General features: G+C 58.6%; 20 protein-coding genes and 1 pseudogene. 14 read left to right on the forward strand and 7 right to left on the reverse strand.

The genetic code is table 11. The features are described from left to right. The first annotated feature begins 67 nt into the window (after nucleotides 1-67). A complete protein-coding gene (locus ACS4NR_RS06365) occupies nucleotides 68-481 on the forward strand; it encodes a cupin domain-containing protein (protein ID WP_095135391.1) in 414 nt (137 codons plus the stop codon). Nucleotides 482-487: 6 nt separating this feature from the next. Here the strand turns inward: ACS4NR_RS06365 and ACS4NR_RS06370 are convergent, their stop codons facing one another. Together ACS4NR_RS06370 and ACS4NR_RS06375 are read right to left on the reverse strand one after the other, a co-directional pair. Continuing rightward, nucleotides 488-1,507: an AraC family transcriptional regulator gene (locus ACS4NR_RS06370; RefSeq protein WP_456019421.1), complete on the reverse strand. Its 1,020-nt coding sequence runs from the start codon at nucleotides 1,505-1,507 to the stop codon at nucleotides 488-490. A gap of 90 nt (nucleotides 1,508-1,597) precedes the next feature. After that, nucleotides 1,598-2,293, reverse strand: coding sequence for an SDR family NAD(P)-dependent oxidoreductase (locus tag ACS4NR_RS06375; RefSeq protein WP_456019422.1), 696 nt, complete (start codon nucleotides 2,291-2,293; stop codon nucleotides 1,598-1,600). 438 nt (nucleotides 2,294-2,731) lie between these two features. On the opposite strand from ACS4NR_RS06375, the gene ACS4NR_RS06380 reads away from it, so the two are divergent. After that, nucleotides 2,732-4,228: a sensor domain-containing diguanylate cyclase gene (locus ACS4NR_RS06380; protein WP_456019423.1), complete on the forward strand. Its 1,497-nt coding sequence runs from the start codon at nucleotides 2,732-2,734 to the stop codon at nucleotides 4,226-4,228. 41 nt (nucleotides 4,229-4,269) lie between these two features. On the opposite strand, the gene ACS4NR_RS06385 is transcribed toward ACS4NR_RS06380, so the two are convergent. The 3 genes from ACS4NR_RS06385 to ACS4NR_RS06395 form a co-directional block, all read right to left on the reverse strand. Then, nucleotides 4,270-5,187: an AraC family transcriptional regulator gene (locus ACS4NR_RS06385; RefSeq protein WP_096796854.1), complete on the reverse strand. Its 918-nt coding sequence runs from the start codon at nucleotides 5,185-5,187 to the stop codon at nucleotides 4,270-4,272. 80 nt (nucleotides 5,188-5,267) lie between these two features. Next, on the reverse strand, nucleotides 5,268-5,525 hold the full coding sequence (locus tag ACS4NR_RS06390; RefSeq protein WP_456019424.1) for an Atu4866 domain-containing protein: 258 nt from the start codon (nucleotides 5,523-5,525) through the stop codon (nucleotides 5,268-5,270). A 168-nt stretch (nucleotides 5,526-5,693) separates the two neighbouring features. Then, nucleotides 5,694-6,458, reverse strand: a complete 765-nt coding sequence (locus tag ACS4NR_RS06395; RefSeq protein WP_204895496.1) for an SDR family NAD(P)-dependent oxidoreductase — start codon at nucleotides 6,456-6,458, stop codon at nucleotides 5,694-5,696. A 165-nt stretch (nucleotides 6,459-6,623) separates the two neighbouring features. On the opposite strand from ACS4NR_RS06395, the gene ACS4NR_RS06400 reads away from it, so the two are divergent. From ACS4NR_RS06400 to ACS4NR_RS06415, 4 genes are all read left to right on the forward strand, one after another. After that, on the forward strand, nucleotides 6,624-7,568 hold the full coding sequence (locus tag ACS4NR_RS06400) for a helix-turn-helix domain-containing protein (RefSeq protein WP_456020360.1): 945 nt from the start codon (nucleotides 6,624-6,626) through the stop codon (nucleotides 7,566-7,568). 183 nt (nucleotides 7,569-7,751) lie between these two features. Next, complete coding sequence (locus ACS4NR_RS06405; RefSeq protein WP_095135408.1) at nucleotides 7,752-8,486, forward strand: SDR family oxidoreductase; 735 nt, start codon at nucleotides 7,752-7,754, stop codon at nucleotides 8,484-8,486. 178 nt (nucleotides 8,487-8,664) lie between these two features. Then, the gene (locus ACS4NR_RS06410; RefSeq protein ID WP_456019425.1) at nucleotides 8,665-8,886 is read left to right on the forward strand and encodes a hypothetical protein; all 222 of its coding nucleotides are present in this window, start codon (nucleotides 8,665-8,667) and stop codon (nucleotides 8,884-8,886) included. A 163-nt stretch (nucleotides 8,887-9,049) separates the two neighbouring features. After that, nucleotides 9,050-11,176 (forward strand): TonB-dependent siderophore receptor, encoded by a 2,127-nt coding sequence (locus tag ACS4NR_RS06415; protein ID WP_456019426.1) that lies wholly within the window; start codon nucleotides 9,050-9,052, stop codon nucleotides 11,174-11,176. Between the two features lie 66 nt (nucleotides 11,177-11,242). Here the strand turns inward: ACS4NR_RS06415 and ACS4NR_RS06420 are convergent, their stop codons facing one another. Further along, nucleotides 11,243-11,782 carry a GAF domain-containing protein gene (locus ACS4NR_RS06420; protein WP_095135414.1) on the reverse strand — a complete coding sequence of 180 codons (540 nt, stop codon included), beginning with the start codon at nucleotides 11,780-11,782 and terminating at the stop codon, nucleotides 11,243-11,245. A 218-nt stretch (nucleotides 11,783-12,000) separates the two neighbouring features. On the opposite strand from ACS4NR_RS06420, the gene ACS4NR_RS06425 reads away from it, so the two are divergent. The 6 genes and pseudogenes from ACS4NR_RS06425 to ACS4NR_RS06450 all read left to right on the forward strand — a co-directional run. Beyond that, nucleotides 12,001-12,231 carry a hypothetical protein gene (locus tag ACS4NR_RS06425; RefSeq protein WP_096796848.1) on the forward strand — a complete coding sequence of 77 codons (231 nt, stop codon included), beginning with the start codon at nucleotides 12,001-12,003 and terminating at the stop codon, nucleotides 12,229-12,231. Between the two features lie 83 nt (nucleotides 12,232-12,314). After that, nucleotides 12,315-12,554, forward strand: a complete 240-nt coding sequence (locus ACS4NR_RS06430; protein ID WP_456019427.1) for a hypothetical protein — start codon at nucleotides 12,315-12,317, stop codon at nucleotides 12,552-12,554. A gap of 135 nt (nucleotides 12,555-12,689) precedes the next feature. Further along, nucleotides 12,690-13,916, forward strand: a complete 1,227-nt coding sequence (locus ACS4NR_RS06435) for a zinc-dependent alcohol dehydrogenase (RefSeq protein WP_095135418.1) — start codon at nucleotides 12,690-12,692, stop codon at nucleotides 13,914-13,916. A gap of 56 nt (nucleotides 13,917-13,972) precedes the next feature. Further along, on the forward strand, nucleotides 13,973-14,125 hold the full coding sequence (locus tag ACS4NR_RS06440) for a hypothetical protein (protein ID WP_166496978.1): 153 nt from the start codon (nucleotides 13,973-13,975) through the stop codon (nucleotides 14,123-14,125). Between the two features lie 98 nt (nucleotides 14,126-14,223). Next, on the forward strand, nucleotides 14,224-15,054 hold the full coding sequence (locus ACS4NR_RS06445) for a ZIP family metal transporter (protein ID WP_456020361.1): 831 nt from the start codon (nucleotides 14,224-14,226) through the stop codon (nucleotides 15,052-15,054). Between the two features lie 12 nt (nucleotides 15,055-15,066). After that, nucleotides 15,067-15,219 (forward strand): annotated as a pseudogene (locus tag ACS4NR_RS06450) (DUF892 family protein); the annotation flags it as partial. A 202-nt stretch (nucleotides 15,220-15,421) separates the two neighbouring features. On the opposite strand, the gene ACS4NR_RS06455 reads toward ACS4NR_RS06450, so the two are convergent. Next, nucleotides 15,422-16,168: an SDR family oxidoreductase gene (locus ACS4NR_RS06455; RefSeq protein ID WP_115987525.1), complete on the reverse strand. Its 747-nt coding sequence runs from the start codon at nucleotides 16,166-16,168 to the stop codon at nucleotides 15,422-15,424. Between the two features lie 134 nt (nucleotides 16,169-16,302). On the opposite strand from ACS4NR_RS06455, the gene ACS4NR_RS06460 reads away from it, so the two are divergent. Further along, nucleotides 16,303-17,190 carry a LysR family transcriptional regulator gene (locus tag ACS4NR_RS06460; protein ID WP_456019428.1) on the forward strand — a complete coding sequence of 296 codons (888 nt, stop codon included), beginning with the start codon at nucleotides 16,303-16,305 and terminating at the stop codon, nucleotides 17,188-17,190. A 520-nt stretch (nucleotides 17,191-17,710) separates the two neighbouring features. Next, nucleotides 17,711-19,951 (forward strand): putative bifunctional diguanylate cyclase/phosphodiesterase, encoded by a 2,241-nt coding sequence (locus tag ACS4NR_RS06465; RefSeq protein ID WP_456019429.1) that lies wholly within the window; start codon nucleotides 17,711-17,713, stop codon nucleotides 19,949-19,951. Nucleotides 19,952-20,169: the final 218 nt, after the last annotated feature.

Consider the following 20,169-nt stretch of genomic DNA (forward strand, 5'->3'; position numbering starts at 1 on the left):
ACATCGCCGCTACACCCGGCAGTCACAGTGCAGGCCTTCACACCATGACTGTCGAGAGGGTAATTGCATGCAACGCACACTGATTCTGGCCACTGTGGCCGCACTGGTTTCATTCACCGGCCTGGCGCAGGCGGCAGACACTCAAGCCATGAGCTGGCAGCAGGGCCTGAGCCGTACCGACCTGATTCGTCAGGATCTGGGCGATGCGGATCGCGAGGTGATACAGGCGCGGATCGATTTCGAACCGGGTGTCACCGCGCCGCGGCATGCGCATCCCGGTGTCGAGGTGGCGCATGTGCTCAGCGGCACGCTGGAGTATCAGTTGGAGGGGCGGCCGGCAGTCACGCTAAAGGCCGGGGACTCGCTGTTCATCCCGGCTGGCGTGGCCCATGTGGCGAAGAACGTCGGCCAGGACAAAGGCGTGGAACTGGCGACCTATGTGGTGAAAAAGGGCCAGCCACTGCTGGAGCTGAAGCCGTGATAGGGCTTATCTGGCGCGCAACAACTTGCGGTAATCCGCCGGTGAAATCCCGCGTGCCTGACGGAAGGAATGGCTGAAAGAACTGGCCTGCGAGTAACCCAGCATCAGGGCGATGTTCATGATGCTGGTCTCGGTGCGGCGCAGGTAATGGTCGGCCAGTTCCATGCGCATGGTTTCCAGCACCTGATTGAAGTTTTCCCCTTCGGCGGCCAGTTTGCGCTGCAAGGTGCGCGGCGAAATCGCCAACTGCCGGGCCAGACTTTTCAGGCTGAAATCACCGGTCGGCAACTGTTCGGTGAGCAGCGCGCGCAAGCGGTCGGTCACGGAAAATGCCGGGTACGTCAGACATAACTGCCAGTCGGCCTCCAGCAACATGCTGCGATGCATGCGCGGGTCGGCGCCCTGGATTCGTGCCGAGAGTGTCGATTCGGCGAACACCAGCGCGTTGCAACCGGCCTCGAACTGCACCGGACAGCCAAAAAAGTCTTCGTACAGCGCCGGCTCACCCAGCGCCGGATGCATCATCCGGACTTCGAGCATCGGCTGATGACTCGCGATCAACCAGCGGCCGAACGCTGCCCAGCCGACCATCAGCGCTTCCTGATGCAGGGCGCAGTAAGGCTCAAGTTCACTGATGCGCTGATCTTCGAGGGTCACGCGGCCGTCGCCGATGACGATCCGGGTCTGGCTGGAAGGGCTGTCGTAAACGATCTTGCCGAAACGCAGAATCATGTTCAGCGATTCGCCCAGTGTCGCGCTGGTCATCAGCACATAACCCAGCACGCCATAGGTGCCCGGGCGCACGGCGGCGCCGACCAGCAGGCCGAAATGCGGCAGGTTGCTGCTGAGCGCCGCCAGCTCCAGCAAGGTACGCAGCTGGCGCATGGGGATGCGCACAATCGAGTCGGACAACTGCTCGCGTGAAAGTCCGGTTTGCCGCAACAGCCAGTCGCCATCGCAACCGTGTTGCTCGGCGACGTCAAGGACGTGGTTAACGAAGGCAGCGCTGGAGGTGGCGGGTCGCATGGGGGGAGGGGAAGTCCGGTAATCCGGTGATCTTGCTTTTCCGAAAGGTGAAGAAAGCGACGTCGCCAAGGCGCGCGGCGTCAATAGACCCTACATGCGCCCGATCACCGGAATACCGGTGCCGGTGACCGCTGAAGCCTGTTCCGAAATCAGAAACAGGATGACCGCCGCCAGTTGCGCAGGTGTCACCCAGCGCTGGTGCTCGGCGTCGGGCATGGCTTCACGGTTTTGCGGGGTGTCGAGCACGCTCGGTAACACGGCATTGACCGTGATGCTCATGTCCTTGAGTTCTTCGGCGAGGCTTTCGGTCAGGCGCAAAACGCTGGATTTCGACGCGGCGTAAGCACCCATGCCCAACCCGCCCTTCGCCGCCATGCTTGATCCGATATTGACGATGCGTCCCGCTGAGGATTGCAGCAGCAATGGCAGCAAGGCTTTGCTGGCGTTCAATGCGGTTCGAAGGTTCAGCGAGTAGAGCCGATCCCAGGCCTCTATCGCACTGCCCAGCAACGGCTCCCACGCATAGCCGCCGGCGCCGTTGACCAGGGCGTCGAGGCGACCGAAATAGCGATTGATCTGGTGGGCGACGGCCTGGCAATCGGCAAGGGAGGTCAGATCGATGCCGGACAGGACCAGTCGATTGTGGGAACTGGGCATCGCCATTGTCGCCTGATCGATCAGCACCAGATCCGCGCCCTGGGCTGCGGCCATGTCCGCCAGGGTCTCGCCGAGATTCCCCAGGGCGCCGGTAATCGCCACAACGCGCCGTGAGAGTGACTGAGTCATCAAGAGTCCTTTCCTTTTTAAGGGCGCATACTCTAATGACATCGGTGGCCCGTGGCATGCTTTTGGATGTCAACTTGTTGCGCAAAAGTGCCAAAATTTTATGCTTGGCAAAACAACGGGAAAGGGTCGTTAAACAGGCGTCAGAAAGTTGGCTTGAGGCTGGCGGCGCCAAGCGGATTCTGAAAGCCTGGCGATGGTTTGGTCTGGCATTCTTGTCGCTGTTTCGCCAAGCGCAAATCCTGTCCTGAAGTCGTTAGCACGCTTTTTTCCGGACGACGCAGTACATATCAGAAGTATGTTGTTTGCGTCACATAATCTGTTGCTGCAGCAAGTCAGTGCTGCTTGTATCCTTGCGCGCGACAAGGACACGCGGCTGCAGTCATCGAGTCGGTCGACCCGCCGCAGGAACGGAAACCGGACTTTCCCAAAGGTAGTAATGTGAAGCGTGATACCCGCCTGGTTGTGCTTTTGTTGTTGGTGATCGGTTGTTCCCTCGGGTCACTGACGGTATGGAAAGTGTTGGCCTCTCGAGAGCGAGCACTGGAGGAAGTCAACGTTCATGGCTTGAACCTGACCCAGACGCTGGCGACTTATTCCGAAGGGATCGTCCGCCAGAGTTCGTTGCTGCTGCTCGGGATCGTCGAACGTCTGGAAACCGAAGGCAGTGGCCCCGCGCAGATCCAGCGTCTGAGCGCACTGGTCAACCGTCAGGAACCGCTGATGCCACAGCTCAGCGGCATCACCATTTACGACAATCAGGGCCGTTGGCTGATGTCGTCCAACCGACCGATCCCGGCCGGGGCCAACAGCAGTGATCGTGTGTATTTCATTCATCATCGCGATGATCCGAGCCGCGAAACCTTTATCGGTCCGCCGATCCAGAGCCGCTCCAATCAGGAGTGGGTGATCACCGTCAGTCGCCGTTTCAATGACGCGCACGGCGAGTTTGCCGGGGTGGTGGCAGTGACTCTGGGGATCGAAAACTTCCTGCGCCTGTTCGGCAAGATCGATGTGGGCCAGGAGGGTGCTATCGGCTTGTCCTATACCGACGGTACGTTGCTGGTGCGCTATCCGTTCCGCGAGCAGGACATGGGGCGCAACTTTTCCAAGTCGCCCATCTATGCGAAGTATCTGGTTGATCGGTCCGTCGGTACCGCGTCGTTTACCTCCAGCCTCGATGGCGTCGAGCGGCTCTACGCCTTCCGCAAGAGTGACCGGCTGCCGCTGATCACCACCGTCGCCCTGGGCAAGCGCGAAGCCCTTGCGGCATGGCGCATGGAAGCCTGGCTGTCGGCAGTGGTGGTCGCGGGGTTGCTGGGGCTTACCGGGCTCATCGGCTGGCTCCTGATTCTCGATATTCGCAGGCGTACCAGGGCTGAAGACCAATTGCGTGGGACGCAGCAGCAGTTGCTTTCCTCCAATCGTCAGTTGGAGTTGCTGGCGATGAAGGACGCCCTGACCGGTCTGGCCAACCGGCGCTGCTTCGATGAGAGCCTCGCCATGGAAGCCCGGCGCGCGCAACGTGATGGCACGACCTTGGCGTTGCTGATGATCGATATCGATTACTTCAAGCTGTTCAACGATTCATTCGGGCATGTCGCCGGCGATGCCTGCCTGCAGAAGGTCGGGACAATCCTCGAAGGTTGTGTACGGCGCCCGTCGGATCTGGTGGCGCGTTACGGCGGCGAAGAAATGAGCGTGATCATGCCGGCCACCGACAGCGACGGTGCTGCGGTGGTGGCGCAGCTGATCCTGGAACGCTTGGAGCAAGCGAATATCGCACACCCCTCCAGCCCGTTCGGCCGGCTGAGTGTGAGTATCGGCATCGCTACGGCCTCGGGGTCGCAACTGCAATCCTTGCAAGGGTTGATCGAGGTCGCCGATCAGGCGTTGTATAACGCCAAGGCGCTGGGGCGTAACCGGTTTGTGAAGTGATCGGTGGGCATTTATCCGATAGATCGCCGTCGGGCTGACTTTCACGCCGGGCGGCGAACCCGCTGGGTGTCTTTTGATGGCGGGCACCCGAACTGGCGACTGTATTCCCGGCTGAATTGCGACGGGCTTTCGTAGCCCACTCGATAGCAGGCACTCGCCACATCCAGCCCTTCGCCGAGCAATAAGCGGCGGGCTTCCTGCAGGCGGAGCTGTTTTTGGTATTGCAGCGGACTCATGGCCGTCACGGCCTTGAATTGATGATGCAATGTGGAGCTGCCCAGACTGGCGACCCGGGCAAGTTCTTCGATGCGCAAGGGTTGGGTGTAGTGGTTGTTCAGCCAATCGATTGCCCGCGTTACCCGGCGTGTTTGCGAGTCACCTAGGGCAAGCTCATACAGGCGACGACCGTGCACACCTCGCAGGAGCCGGTAATACAGCTCGCGAAGGGCGAGGGGCGCGAGCATGCCGATGTCTTTCGGTGTTTCCAGCAGCCGGACCAGCCGAAGCATTGTTTCCAGCAGAGGCACATCGACCTTTTCAATGAACAGGCCAAGCTCCGGCTCGTCGGGGACGCCCGTCGGGGGCGCATCGGCGATGACCTGCGCGATTTCCGTGGCTTCGAAATCAATGCGGATACACAGATAGGGCGCCTCCGGGCTGGCCATCAGCACGCGCCCGGACACGGGAAGTGTCACTGAGACCACCAGGTAACTGAGCGGGTCGTACAGGTAATGGTCGTCACCCAGGCCGACTTCTTTTTGTCCTTGCACGATCAAGCAAAGTGCCGGCTTGTGCACGGTGTGGATCAGCTCCGAAGGTGCGTCAAAACGGATCACATGCAAGGGCGCTACGGCGGTCTCATAGACCCCGGGTGCGCTAAACCGTTGCGTCAGCAAGCGAACCAGTTCGTCACGGTAGATGGCCGTGTTTTGCAGGATGAAAGCATCGCTCTGTTGCATTTCAGGCTCTCACAAGTGTCCATGAGCGTCTGCCCGGAACTGTCCAGGCAGACGATATTCACCCGACATCATTAAAGTGTTCATTGCCGATAAAGGACCATGCCTGCGTGATACAGCACGTCGTCATGAAAATGCCCGTCAGCGGTGAAGCCGGTGTCGTCCCAGTACTGGATATAGTCACCGGTTATTTCGTAGCGACCTTCATAAGCACTGTTATTTTTACCACGCGCTTCGTCATAACGCCCAGTGGTCAGAAGCTCGTGACGGATGAATCCATCGGCGGTAACCCACATGCCGGCGTAACGATGGTCAGGCGTGGTTTGTTTGGCATTTTTCATCAGCTTTTCTCCTCAGTCCTCATTCAATCCGAGCGGCCTGCCGTGGCCTGTGTCTGCATCCGTTGCGTGCTTTCAGATTACGTAGCCGAGCGCAGAGGTGTCAGAACAAAGCTGCCGCAGATTTGCCTGATCCTCTCGGGCTTGCGGGCGGATCTTTCCTGTAATGGCTCAACCGGCCGTGACGGTCATGCCGCCGTCGGCCATGACCACCGAACCGACCATGAAGCTGGCACGGTCCGAGGCGATGAACGCGACCACTTCGGCGATTTCTTCCGGTTGTGCCGCACGGCCGATCGGCGCGGCCTCGCCGTGTTGGGCGAGAAATGCCGGGCCATCGTCGACTACATTGTTGAGGATGTTGGTCACCACATCTCCGACGCCGACGGCATTGACGCGGATGCCGTGGCCAATGACCTCAAGCGCCAGGGTGCGCGTCAGTTGCGCGAGTGCGCCTTTGGAAGCGGTGTAGGCGGCGATGGTGGGGAAGGCGAAGTAGGAGGCGTAGGACGCGATGTTGACGATCGAACCGGATTTATTCGGCATCATCGCCTTGACTGCTTCGCGGCTATGTAGAAATGCCGCCGTGGCATTGACCGCCTGAATGCGCTCCCAGTCTTCGCGAGTCATGTCGATGACCAGCTTGTTGATGATGATGCCGGCGTTATTGACCAGAATGTCCAGTCGGCCAAATTGCTCGACGGCCAATGCGACTGCGCGTTCGGCGGCCCCGTCCTGAGTGATGTCGGCTACCAGTGGTACCAGCCCGGGGCGAGCCAGCGCCTCTACCTCAGGGTTGATATCTTCGGCGATGACTTTGGCGCCGCGGGCATGCAGCAGTAGTGCGATGGCCTTGCCGATGCCACTGGCCGCGCCAGTGATCAGAGCCACTTTACCGGCCACTTCGTTTGGTGTGCTGTGCTTGATATCGGTCATGATGTTCTCCAGCATTTTGATCGAGTAGGGATTGGCCGGGTCGGCGCCCGCAAGGCGCTGTCATCGGCGACGGGCCTACTGTCTCGCAGCGGGGCGAGGTCGGCTTTCGGGAGATTGCCCAGGCTGTCGGGGGTTTGCGCTGAATCTCAGCAAAAGGACATGTTCATGACCAATACCGGGCGAACGGCGTTGCAACAGAAGTCCACTTCCTCCCAGGACTTGCGCATCACAGGGCAGTCGATGGGAGACTACCTGCCGGGCGAGCCGCAGGCGTTGCCGGCGTGTCCGGAAATCAAGGACATCGTGATCCGGTTTTTTACCCATGGCAGCGTGGTTGAACCCATTCTCGTGCCTGCGGTGGTGGAGCCGCTGCTCGTCCTGGTCCTGGCGGGGTCGGCGAGGGTGGAAGAGCGCGTGCCGGGTGGCGAGTGGGAAGCAGCGGAGGTCAGCGCTGGCGATTTTTTCCTAACCAGTTCCGACGAGCCTTATGAGATGCGCTGGCAGACTCATGGGGGCGATACCTTTGAAGTCATGCACCTTTATCTGGGGCTGCCGCTGATCGAGCACGCGTCGCGTGAGCTGTCGGGTGAGTACGCTGGCGCTGTGCGTTTGCGTGATATTTCCGGGGCACGCGATGCGCGCGTCGCGTTTGTCATGGAGCAGTTGCGCACGGAATTGGTTCTGGAGCGCTCACCCAGCGCTCTGTTTGCCCGCTCGCTGGCACAGGCGCTGGCCGTGCATCTGGTGCGCAGCTATCGCGCCGAGGCCCGAGGCGGACGTCGGAGCAACGCCTTGCAAGCCTACAAACTGCGCAAAGTCACTGACGCCATGAGTGCGGATCTGGGCGCTGAATTCAGTCTGGCAAAACTGGCCGGACTGGCCGAGCTGAGCGAGTACCACTTCAGCCGTCTGTTCAAGCGTGCGACGGGTTTTTCGCCTTCGCAGTACTTCATCCGCTTGCGCATGATTCGCGCGCGGCAACTGTTGCTTGAGACCGGGCGCAGTGTCATCGACATCGGGCTGGAGGTCGGCTATTCAAGCCCCAGTCACTTCTCTCAAGTGTTTCGTCGCGAGGTGGGCGTAACGCCCAGCGAGTTCCGTGGGGCTTGAGCATCGCTGCCTTATCTGTTTTGCAGATTGCTGCACACCGACACGAATAGGCAAAAGTTGCGCAGGTTTCGGCACGCGCCGCACAGACGTGTGCGCTTAATCTTTTCGACGTACCCCCGCAGCAACGCCCGCGACTTCAGCGGTCGCTGCTGAACTTCAATGCTGAGAGCAGGAGCTACGGATATGTCGAACATTCACAACAAAGTCGTGCTGATCACCGGTGCAAGCAGTGGTATTGGCGAAGCGGCGGCCAGGCTGATTGCCAGCAAAGGTGCCCATGTGGTACTCGGTGCCCGCCGTACAGAGCGTCTGGACCAACTGGTCAGCGAGATCCAGGCCGCAGGTGGCTCGGCCAGCGCCCGCGCACTGGATGTCACGGATCTGCAATCGATGCAGGCGTTCGTGACGTTCGCCAAAGCGCAACATGGCAAGGTCGACGTGATCATCAACAACGCGGGCGTGATGCCACTGTCTCCCCTGGCCTCGCTGAAGGTCAACGAGTGGAACCAGATGCTTGATGTCAACGTGCGCGGGGTGCTGCATGGTATCGCTGCGGTCTTGCCGGACATGCAGGCGCAAGGGTACGGGCAGGTTATCAATATCTCGTCGATCGGCGGTCTGGCGGTCTCTCCAACCGCCGCGGTGTACTGCGCGACCAAATTCGCCGTCCGCGCCATCTCGGATGGTTTGCGCCAGGAAACCGACAAGATCCGCGTCACGGTGGTGTGCCCGGGTGTCGTCGAGTCGGAACTGGCCGATACGATTTCCGATGAGGTGGCACGCGAGGCAATGAAAGCCTTCCGGCGTGTGGCGCTCAACGCCGACGCCATTGCACGAGCACTCGCTTATGCCATCGAACAGCCCGACGATGTGGATGTGAGTGAGATTGTGGTACGGCCGACGGCCAGCCCGCACTGATCGGACCTGGCGGGCAATCGTTCTCCGGCCCAAGGCAGTCGTGGATCAACGGCTGCTTTGGGCCGCTTCATTTATTGCGGCACAACGAAAACCATCTGTCGCGCCGTCAGTCGCCGCCGCTGAACACTCCAGAACCGCAGCCCTCTACCGACTTACAAGTCACCCGGGGGTAATCACCATGAGCGACATTCGCAAAGAGCAGGCGTTGGCCGCCTGGCGAAAATTACTGGAAGAGCCGGAGATCCGCATGGACGCCGAGGATCAATACGACGAGTTGCTGAAAATGGCCGATACGATGGAGCAGGAAGGGCTGATTACAGCAACTGAATGGCGCCGGTTGGTGCGCAAGGCCGGGGAGAGGTTCGCCCAGACTACGGAGGGACTCTCGGGCGGAACCTGAAAATTCGGCGGGGCAGGGCGCTGAGCGACGATGTCTCCTTTACCAGGAGTAACGTTGTTAATGGGAATCTGTATTAATTGCGAATAATTTTGTATAGCATGCGCGGGAGTTTTTTGGCGGTTTCACCCCCTGCTTTGGCCTATTCGTAAAGGTTGCTCTCTCCATGCGTCGAACCCTGCTTTCCATTTGTGTGCTGCAAGCATTGTCGCCTGCCTCATGGGCTGATCAAACGGGGGCATCACCCTCAACGCTGGAGCTGGACGCAACCGATGTCATCGGTACGGCGAATTACGAAAGGGCAGACGGCCCGGTGCAGGGATATCGGGCGACACGCTCGGCCAGCGCCACGCGTACCGACAGCTCAATCCACGAAACTCCGCAGTCGATCAGTGTGGTCTCGAAGGATGCGGTCGAAGATCTGGGCGCCACCCGTTTGCAGGACGCGCTGGACTACGCCGGTGGCGTAGGGCGAGCGAACAATTTCGGTGGCCAGGGCCTGACCACGTTTACCGTGCGCGGCTTCACCACTGGCGAGTTTTATCGCAACGGTTTCCCGATCAACCGCGGCTATCCGAACATGCCGGATGCCAACACAATCGAACGCCTCGAAGTGCTGCGCGGCCCGGCCACCATGCTCTACGGTCGGGGTGATCCTGGCGGCACCTTCAACGTGGTGTCCAAGCAGCCGTTGCCTGAAAGCAGCGTCACCCTGGGCAGCCAACTCAACGATCAGGGCATGAAACGCGGCACGCTGGACGCTTCCGGCCCGCTCGACGAAGAGGGGCGTCTGGCCTATCGCTTGAACGTTGTGGGCGAGGGCGGCGACACCTTCCGCGATCACGTCGAAACCGAGCGCTACGGCATCGCACCGGTACTCACCTGGCAGGCAACCGACGCGACCAAGCTGATTTTCGAAGGCGATTTCATGCGCAACAATGCGCCTCTGGATCGCGGCCTTACCCGTTACGCGAAGCAGACCGGAACCGCCTCGCGCGACAGTTTTTTCGGCGAAAAAGACGCTGGCAAACTGCATAACGACAACAACATGGCGCAACTGCGTTTCGAGCACATGCTCAACGACGACTGGACCCTGGGCGGCGGTTTCCAGTGGCTCGACGGTTCGCTCAAGGGCAACGCAATCGAGGCCAATGGCATTGCCGATGACGGCCGCACCCTCGGGCGCAACTTCAACTACCGCAAGCTGGAGTGGACCGACAAGGATACCCAGCTCAATCTGACCGGGCATTTCGATACCGCGGGTTTGCAGCACACGTTGCTGACCGGTATCGAGTACGAAGATTACGACTACAAGTCGATCATCCAGCGCTCCAGCGGCGCCGTCGGTGCGTACCCGATCGACATCTTTGATCCGGTGTACGGCCAGCCGCGCCCGGCACTCACCCGCACGCCGACTAACGACAAGGAAAACCTCAAGACGTATGCCGCGTTCGTGCAGGACCAGGTGGCGTTGACCGATAAACTCAAGGTGCTGGCCGGGGCGCGTTTCGAGCGCTTCGAACATGATTACGAAACTTACGTGCCCGGTGGCAAGAGCTGGCAGGCCAGTGACAACGCGGTGACTCCGCGCATCGGCGTGACCTACGACCTGACCGAGACATTGGCGGTCTATGCCGACACCGCGCGCTCCTTCAAGCCGAACACCGGCGCCAGTCGCCAGGGTGGAGGATTCGAGCCGGAGAAGGGCAAGTCCTATGAAATGGGGATCAAGTGGGAAGCGCTGGATCAGCAGTTGAGTGTCGACGCGGCGATCTACCAGATCGAAAAACGCAACGTTTTGACCACCGACCCGGTTGACTCGACCTTCAGCGTTGCGGCCGGCGAAGTGCGCAGTCGTGGATTCGACGTCAACGTTGCCGGCAACCTCACCCCCGAATGGCGGGTGATTGGTGGTTACGCCTATGTTGATGCCGAGGTGACCAAGGACAACGTACTGCGCTCTGGCACGCGGCTGATGAACATCCCGAAGAACAGCTTCAGCCTGCTGAACATGTATGAGTTCCAGGACGGCACGCTCAAAGGATTGGGGCTGGGCACCGGCCTCAAGTACGTCGACGAGCGCGCCGGCCAAACCGCCAACACTGCGTTTTCGATGGGCAGCTACACGGTCGTCGACTTGCTCAGCTTCTACAAGATCAATGACAAGGTGCGGCTCAATCTCGACGTGAAAAACCTGTTTGACCGGGATTATGAAGAGGGCGCATTCGGCAACGTCTATGCCTACCCAGGGGCGCCGCGAACCGTGCAGGTTGGTGTTTCCTACACCTTGTAGCAAGGTGGAGCAAAATTCTCACAGGCCACAAATGAAACAGCCCTGAATATTCAGGGCTGTTTCTTATTATCCGATAACGCTTGAAACGTTCTTGCTGTAGCCGCTGCCGGCCTCCGTCAGATTCGCGTAAAAGATACAGCCGATCAGTCTCGCGAACAGGCCTAACGTGTCCGCCAGATCCGGGTCGTCGAAAATGACCGCCCTGGAGTCCAGTGCACACAACGCGCCCCAAAGTTGTCCGTCGGGAAGGAAAATCGGCGCACCTGCGTAGCTTTCAATCAAATATTGCTTTACCACCGGGCGTGTGGAAAACCTGCCGTCGCGACTTATCTGCGGCACGAAAAGCACCTGAGGGTCTCTGCGAAATTCGCTGCACAGCGTGGTCTCCAATTCCAGCGTGTCGCCGGAGTTGATCCCAAGTTCGATCGGATCGTAGGCGGAACAGACGATCCAGTCCGTGTCGGTGAATTTTGCGATCGCCGCGAAGCGCGTCCCGGTCATGCGTGTAACGAGTTGCAGAATATTGGTCGTAGCTTCAATTTCAGCGATAGAGGAACGTTCCTCTGCGCTTAGCAACGCTCTGTCAATGGTGTCACTGAGAGGCATGCATTGTTCTCCGGTCATGATTGTTCGAGTTGGCGACTGCTAAACGCTTTTGAAACTGCCGTTTTGATACTAAACAAAACGGATTCGTTCACATGAAAGGTTCCTGATGGCTGCCATAGCGAAGGATCATTGGCGTCAGGCTTGAGGCGCCGTTATCGGCGGCGTAGCCTTGATCACACCATTTAGTTTGATGTCGCATTGAATGCAGGGTGAGGAAAGTGGAAGGCGTAGTATTGAGCGAGAAGATGCAACGTGAAGCTGATCGGCTTCTGGCGCAGATTGTCCGGGCAGACTCGATGATCATCGCTGTGAAGGCGGGGGCTCGTGCGGATGGCTTCGTGCTTGGGCTGGAAACCAGCGAGGTTCTGCGTGCCGGCGATGCTGAAAGGCTGTACGTGATTTTTGAAGCGGCTTTGGTCGAGCGGCTGAAAACGCTTTCTCGCAGTTGAGCTGCAGAACATTTATCTGCTTGAACTAAAGATTGACCGGCAAGTCAGGGTAGTTGTCTGCCACTCTGATTTTGAGGTTATCAATGCGCAATTACACCATCGAGTACCTGTTCAACGGCGAGTCCCGTACGCATCAACTCGCGCTGCAGCAGTCGAAGCTATCCATTCACGACGCTGCCATGCATCTGCTGGAACTGCATTTTGGGGATGGTGAGAACAGTCTGATCATGCCAACGGCGGACTCGACTGCTGAAGAGATTCTGGAGCAGGCCAGTCTGGTGGGTATTTCGCAAATCGACGTGAAGGATGCAGGCGCTGACTGATTTGTGGATTCGGCCTTGAGTCCGCGCCGCCATCCCGCTCATCCAGAATGCATAAAACAGAGTGAACTCGCAGTGGCGGAGTCCTTCCGAATTTGAAGAGAGAGTTCTTCAATTTCATCGTCAGAGGATTGCACCATGCGAGCAATGACCTACCACGGCGCTCACGATGTACGCGTCGAAACCGTGCCGGATCCGATCCTTGAAGCACCGGACGACATCATTCTGCGAGTGACCGCCACAGCCATCTGCGGCTCGGATCTGCACCTGTATCGGGGCAAGATACCGACGGTCGAGCATGGCGATATCTTCGGCCATGAGTTCATGGGCATTGTCGAGGAAACAGGTTCGGCAGTGACCGCGGTGCAGCGCGGCGATCGAGTGGTGATTCCGTTCGTGATTGCTTGCGGCGACTGTTTCTTCTGCCAGCAGGCGCTGTACGCGGCCTGTGAGACAACCAATGCCGGACCGGGCGCGGCGATGAATAAAAAGCGCATACCGCCGCCGGCTGCGCTGTTCGGTTTCAGCCGCATGTACGGCGGAATTCCGGGCGGCCAGGCCGAATTGGTGAGGGTGCCGAAAGCCAATACCGGGCCGTTCAAGGTGCCGGGAACGCTGGCGGACGAGAAGGTCTTGTTCCTTTCCGACATTCTGCCGACCGCGTGGCAGGCGGTGATCAATTCGGGCGTTGGCCAGGGTTCGAGTCTGGCGATCTATGGCGCCGGACCGGTCGGACTGCTCAGTGCGGCGTGCGCCCGCATGCTCGGCGTCGAGCGCATCTTCATGGTTGATCACCATGCCTACCGACTGGCCTATGCGCAACGCACCTACGGTGTCATCCCGATCAATTTCGATGAGGACGACGACCCGGCCGATACCATCATCAGCCAGACACCCGGCAGCCGTGGGGTGGATGGCGTGATTGATGCGGTGGGCTTCGAGGCCAAAGGCAGCACTACCGAAACGGTGCTGGCCACGCTCAAACTCGAAGGCAGCAGCGGCAAGGCACTGCGTCAGTGCATCGCGGCAGTTCGCCGCGGCGGCTCGGTCAGTGTGCCGGGGGTGTACGCGGGGTTTATCCATGGATTCCTGTTCGGTGACGCTTTCGACAAGGGCCTCACGTTCAAGATGGGGCAGACCCATGTGCAGCGTTATCTGCCGGAACTGCTGGGGCATATCGAAACCGGGCGCCTGCAACCGGACGCAATCATCAGTCATCGACTCTCGCTCGAGCAGGCGGCCGAGGGCTACAAGATCTTCGACAAAAAACAGGAAGACTGCCGCAAGGTCATCCTGACGCCGGGCGGCAGTGCTGTGCCGCTGGCCGAGGTGGACGGGACAGCACCGCTGGTGCCGGCCGTCTGAGCAAGCAGACCTGTGGCGAGAGCCCTCGCCACAGAATCATTTAGCGGGAGACGATCATGAAAACAATCTGTGCCTGTCTGGGGCTTTGCTCAATGTTGCTGCTGCAGGGCTGTTTTGAAGGTTCGAATGATGCGCCAAACAAGGATGGCGATAAAAGCAAGGCGTCGCTGCAGATCCAGAAAGACAAAGCGCCCGATTCAGATAAGTGATCGAGGGTGCGGATGTGCGCGCGAAACTGAACTGCATTCGCGTGTGGAGCATCGCGTCCAGTGGTGGTTGGCCAGGCATCTTGTTTTGGTTAACGCTGATGCTGGTTACCGGCCTGCTGCTGATCAGCGGGTACAGCGCACTGGTCGGTGCTGACAAGGGAAATCTGCGTCTGGCTGCACTGGGTGGCCTGTCAGGCTTCGGGGCGACCGCATTGGGTGCTTTGGTGGCGATCTTCCTGCGCGATATCGCTTCACGCACCCAGGACATTATGCTGGGGTTCGCGGCCGGCATGATGCTGGCCGCCAGTTCTTTCTCACTGATTATGCCCGGAATCGAGGCTGCCCAAACGCTGTGTGGCAACCCGCTGCTGGCCGCCGCGGTGGTCGTGTGTGGATTGGCCCTGGGCGTTGCCCTGATGGTCGGTCTGGATCGTTTTGTACCCCATGAGCATCAGCAGATCGGCAGGCGTGGGCCCGACGCTCAACGCATCAATCGCGTCTGGCTCTTCGTCCTGGCGATTACTCTGCACAACTTGCCGGAAGGCATGGCCATCGGCGTCAGTTTTGCGGACGGCGACATGAAAGTGGGCCTGCCGTTAACGACCGCCATCGCGATACAGGACATCCCCGAAGGACTCGCGGTTGCGCTGGCTTTGCGCGTCACCGGGATCTCGGCTTGGCGGGCGGCACTGTTCGCCATTGGCTCCGGTTTGATGGAACCGCTGGGTGCAGTGGTCGGACTGGGTGTGTCGAGTGGCTTCGCCCTGGGCTATCCGATTGCGCTGGGTCTGGCTGCGGGGGCCATGATCTTCGTGGTGTCGCACGAAGTCATCCCCGAGACCCATCGTAATGGTCACGAGACCCCGGCGACCCTCGGCTTGATGCTCGGCTTTGGCGTGATGATGTTCCTCGATACCGCTTTGGGTTGATGGAAGTCTCACTATGGCACGCTGATCGCGATGGCCTAGCACCTGAAACTCAAGGATGCCGCAACGTTGCTGCAGGCCCCGCTTGCAGAAGAAAAGGGCGCGGATGGAAAACTGACGAAAATCGCCGAGCAAGGCGATAACCAGGCGGCGACGCTTGAGAAGTGACCAGACGTTGCAGCGTGCCTGTAAGCGCCACGGCGATCGAGTACGCCGTGGCGATTCAGGACAAGCCTTCGCCTGTGGTGTATGAATCCCACCCCTGACCGTCTTCTGCGGAGCACAACAAGGGTAAATATCATCCCTTGCGTGGGCGTTACGCTGCCGGGCAGGAGGCGGAATGCTCAGACTCAAAAGCGTACTTGTCTCGTTAAAGCGCGCGACCACCATCAACGATAATTTCCGTTCCCACCGTCCAGCGAGATTCGTCCGACGCGAGATACAGCACCGCCTTGGCTACTTCTTCAGGCGTGCCAAAACGGCCAAATGGGATAGTCGCGACAATCTCCTTATTGACCTGCTCGCGGTAGGCATCGGGTATACCCGCCTTGTCATACAGTGGCGTGTCGATCGGACCAGGGCTGACCGCATTGACTCGAATACCACGCGGTAGAAGCTCGCCAGAGAGCGTTTTCGACATGTTCAGGAAGGCAGCCTTGGTTGCAGCATAAACAGATGAATTCGCGGCGCCCAAGTGCGCACTTATCGAGGTGTTAAGAACCACCGATGCAGGATTGGAGAAGGTCGGCAGCAGCGCTTGCAGAAGGAAGTAAGGGCCTTTGACATTGATGTCGAAGGAGCGATCAAACATCTCCTCGTTCCAGTCTTCGATTGGCCTCCAGACGGATACGCCAGCATTGAGGAAGGCAACGTCCAGTTGCCCGTAATGAGACTGAACGGCCTGCGCCAACTCCTTCTGGGCTGCGACGCTGGCTGAGTCGGCGCGCAACACCAGGACTTCGCTACCTAAAATAGCTTGAGCATTTGCCATGGACTCAGGATTGACCCCGGTGACGATCACGCGTGCGCCTTCGGCGAGAAACTGCTTGGCGGTCTCCAGACCGATGCCGCTTGTACCGCCGGTGATCAGGGTACGTTTGCCTTGTAAACGGGACATCTGAATTTCCTCTTTTTTTGGGCCGCCAAACGGACGACTGGCCCTCTGAGAGCAACTATGTATTCATGCCGATGCGCTGATAAGATGGACAAATAGAATAGATCTCATGCGAAATAAGCATGAATAGGGGCGTGATGGACCGGTTGTTACTGATGAACTGCTTTGTGCGCGCTGTCGAGACAGGCAGTTTTTCTGCTGCGGGACGTGATCTGGGTCTAGGGCAACCGAGCGTCAGTCGTTACGTCGCTGCGCTTGAAGACCATTTGCAAACCAGGCTGCTTCACCGATCCACACGAAAGCTGATGCTCACGCCCGAGGGTGAACGGTACTACGCAGATGCGCGGCGTATCCTGGACTCAGTGGAACAATCAGAGTCCTCGCTAAGAGGAAACGTAGCGCCATCCGGATTACTGCGCGTCGCTTGCCCGACCGCATTGGCTCACACTTTCATCGTACCGCACGTCGCGAGTTTTCTAGGGCGCTACCCCGAACTGTCACTCGATCTTCAAATCAATGATCGCTACGTCAATTTGGTCGACGAGGGGGTAGAACTCGCGATTCGTATCGGTCACCTGGAAGACAGTGCAATGCGAGCCCGGCCACTGGCGTGGTTCGAGCGTGTGTGCGTTGCCAGCCGTGCGTACCTGGAGAAACGAGGCACTCCCTCTTCGCCAGACGACCTGAAGGAACACGACTGCCTCATTTATACCCTCCTGTCCACTGGAACCAACTGGCGGTTCAAGGACACTGATGTCCCGATCTCCGGACGACTGCGTGTCAACTCACCTGAGGCGATCCGTGAGTACGTCAATGCAGGGTTGGGCATCGCGCAGGGGCCGCAATGGCTTTATGAGGAAGGGCTGAAGAGTGGCAATCTTCAATTGCTGCTTAACGAATACGTGGCGCCGCCGGTACCGATCCAAATCGTATATCTGGCGAATCGGCTGCTGCCCCAGCGAGCCATCGTTTTCATGGATTTCATGGCGGATGTTTTTGCTGCCTTCCATCAGCGCCCTGAATAGCCTTTTACCTACGGTCAGGGCGCGAGCGGGGAAGAGGAGACTGGCACACGTGTGTCGCCTGCATCGGGCATCTGGAATACGTTAAAGTTTTCGCGCGGGATGGCTGCTTTTGGCCGATAGCTGCCGTCCACAAATGACTGCTTTCGGCCATAGGCAGTATGACGGGACTCCAGTAGAGCGGTCTGTAGGGCACGGACGAAATCGCTAGGGTGCGGCGTCGTCTTGGCATCGCCCACGCCGTAGCCACGGGTGAACAATCAGGCTTGAAAATCGCAGCGTTCGATCTGGCCACCTGCGGTGTCGTGAACGTCCGTAAAAGGGCGGATTTCCAAAACTCGAGACAGCGAAGTCAGCCAGACGGCAACAATGTGATCCTGCTTTTTTTGTTAGATCTGAGTCTGTTTTTAACGGGGCAACGCTCTATAGAGTGTATATCCGACGCACAAGGGGACAGTGATCGGCCCGCTGCTGTTTCTGGCTCTCTGAAGACCGGACGAATCGAGAGTCTTCAGGAATCACCATGAATACTCGTCCAAGCTTTCAGAGCAAGACCTTCCCCCAATCGCAACGTGACATTCTCGGCATGATCGCGACCGATCAGCATCTGGGCGATGTACTCTGCGCCATCTGCCAGATGCTCGACACACAGACTCCCGAAACCTACTGCTCTATCCTGCTGGCGGATGCAGAGGGCAAGCACTTACTCAACGGCGCGGCACCAGGCCTGCCGGCCGAGTACAGCGAGGCGATAGATGGAATGGCCATTGGTCCGCAGGAAGGGACCTGCGGTACAGCAGCGTTCCGGCGCGAGCTTGTAGTCACCGAAGACATCGCACGGGACCCGAACTGGGAACGTTTCCGCAGCCTGGCGCTGGTGCATGACCTGCGTTCCTGCTGGTCAGTCCCTTTGCTCTCCCATGAAGGAACGGTGTTGGGGACATTTGCCCTGTACCAAAAGAGTATCCATGCGCCGGACGAGGTGCAGATTCAGCAGCTGGTGTTTGCCGCGCAACTGGCAGTCATTGCGATCCGTCATGAGCGTGACGGTCGGCGATTGGAGGAGAGCGAACAACGTTTTCGTTCATTGTTCACCTATAACCCCAACCCGGTGTTCGCCCTCGATCTGGCCGGCAACGTCCAGAGCGTCAATCCTGCGGGCCTGAAGCTGAAACCGCAGACGGCCGTCAATTTCATTGGTCATCATTTTTCCCATCTTGTACTCGATGAGGATCTGCAACGGGTCAGTCAGCATTTTTGCGCAGCCCGTGCCGGATCGCCTCAGCGCTTCGAGGCACAGCTTCGCGACGAAAGTGAGCAACTGTTGACCATGGATATCTCCAACCTGCCCATCATGGTCAACGGAGAGATTGTGGGAGTATTCGGAATTGCCCGGGACATCAGCGCACAGAAAAATTTCGAACGCGAATTGAGCTTCAATGCCAGCCATGACCGGCTGACCGGTTTGCTTAACCGTGTTTCGCTTGAAGAGCGACTTGTTCGGGATTGCCACATCAGTCGTCGGCGTAATCGGCGTCTGGCGGTAATGTGCATTGATCTGGATGGATTCAAATCCATCAACGATTCGATCGGGCATTACTTCGGCGATCAGGTGCTGATCGAAGTGTCGCAACGCATGACTCAGCAAGTTCGTCCCGGTGACACCATCGTGCGCATGGGCGGTGACGAATTCATTGTGCTGCTGCCGGACCTGCTATGTGACGAGGACGCAGTGCCAGTCGCCGAGCGCTTGATGGCCAGCATTGCCAGACCCTACTGCATCCAGGGCATTGACCTGCATGTGAGTGCAAGTGTCGGCATCACCCTGAGCGATGGTCACATTGAGCAGCCGATGCAACTGATCCAGCAGGCTGACATGGCCATGTACAAAGCCAAGCAGCAAGGGCGCAACAACTTTCAGTGGTACACCAGCGAGCTCAATCAACGTGTTTGCGAGCACGCGAGCCTGCGCAATGACTTGCAAAAGGCTATCGAAACTCAATCCTTCCAGCTGCATTATCAACCGCAGATAGACGCACGCACGGGGCAGGTGGTCGGGATCGAAGCCTTGCTGCGCTGGGAGCATCCGGAAAAAGGATTTATCTCACCAGCGGTGTTTGTAACAGTGGCTGAAGACAGTGGTCAGATCATCCCGCTGAGCCTTTGGGTACTCGATACGGCCTGCGCGCAGTTGCGTCAACTGGGCGAGCAGGGCATCACAGGCATCTCGATGGCCGTGAATATTTCGCCGATGCATTTCCAGCGTGGGCAGTTCGTCGAGTGTATACAGGCAGTGCTGAACAGGTACGAACTTAGCGCCGGGCAGTTGGAACTGGAGATTACCGAGTCGCTCCTGTTGCATAACGTTGAGCAGGCGATCGACACGTTGCACCAGCTCAAGGCTCTAGGTGTACGCATTGCGCTCGATGATTTCGGCACCGGTTATTCCAGCCTCAGCTACCTCAAGCGCTTACCCATCGACAAGATCAAGATTGACCGTTCTTTCATCCGGGATATCGCTACCGACCATCACGATGCCGCGATCACCCAAGGCATTATTTCCATGGCCCATCACCTCAGCCTGACGGTGGTCGCCGAGGGTGTGGAAACCAAGTCTCAAGTGGATTTTCTCAAGGGCGGTCGCTGCGATGTTTTTCAGGGGTATTACTTTGCTAAACCGATGCCCTATGCGGACCTCGAAGCTTTCCTAAGCCTTCGCGCGTCCCGGTCCCTGATTCCCGATCTTGTCTGTTCCGAAGTTTGAAAAGGCGAATCTTCAGATTCGAACGAGTCCGGTTGCCCTGAACCACACTTCAGTTGCCACTTCGGTCCTGGAGCGTTCCTGTTGAGCGCTTCAGATCTTTTGCCGGGTCCAGAAGCGTTTGGGAAACTGAGCGCTTTAGACCCAAGCTCTGCTCAACACGCCTGGCCGTGGACGCATTAAGCGCGTGACTGTTGTTGGCACTGGAGGGTACCGAAAAT

The organism is Pseudomonas sp. JQ36, assembly GCF_053851495.1.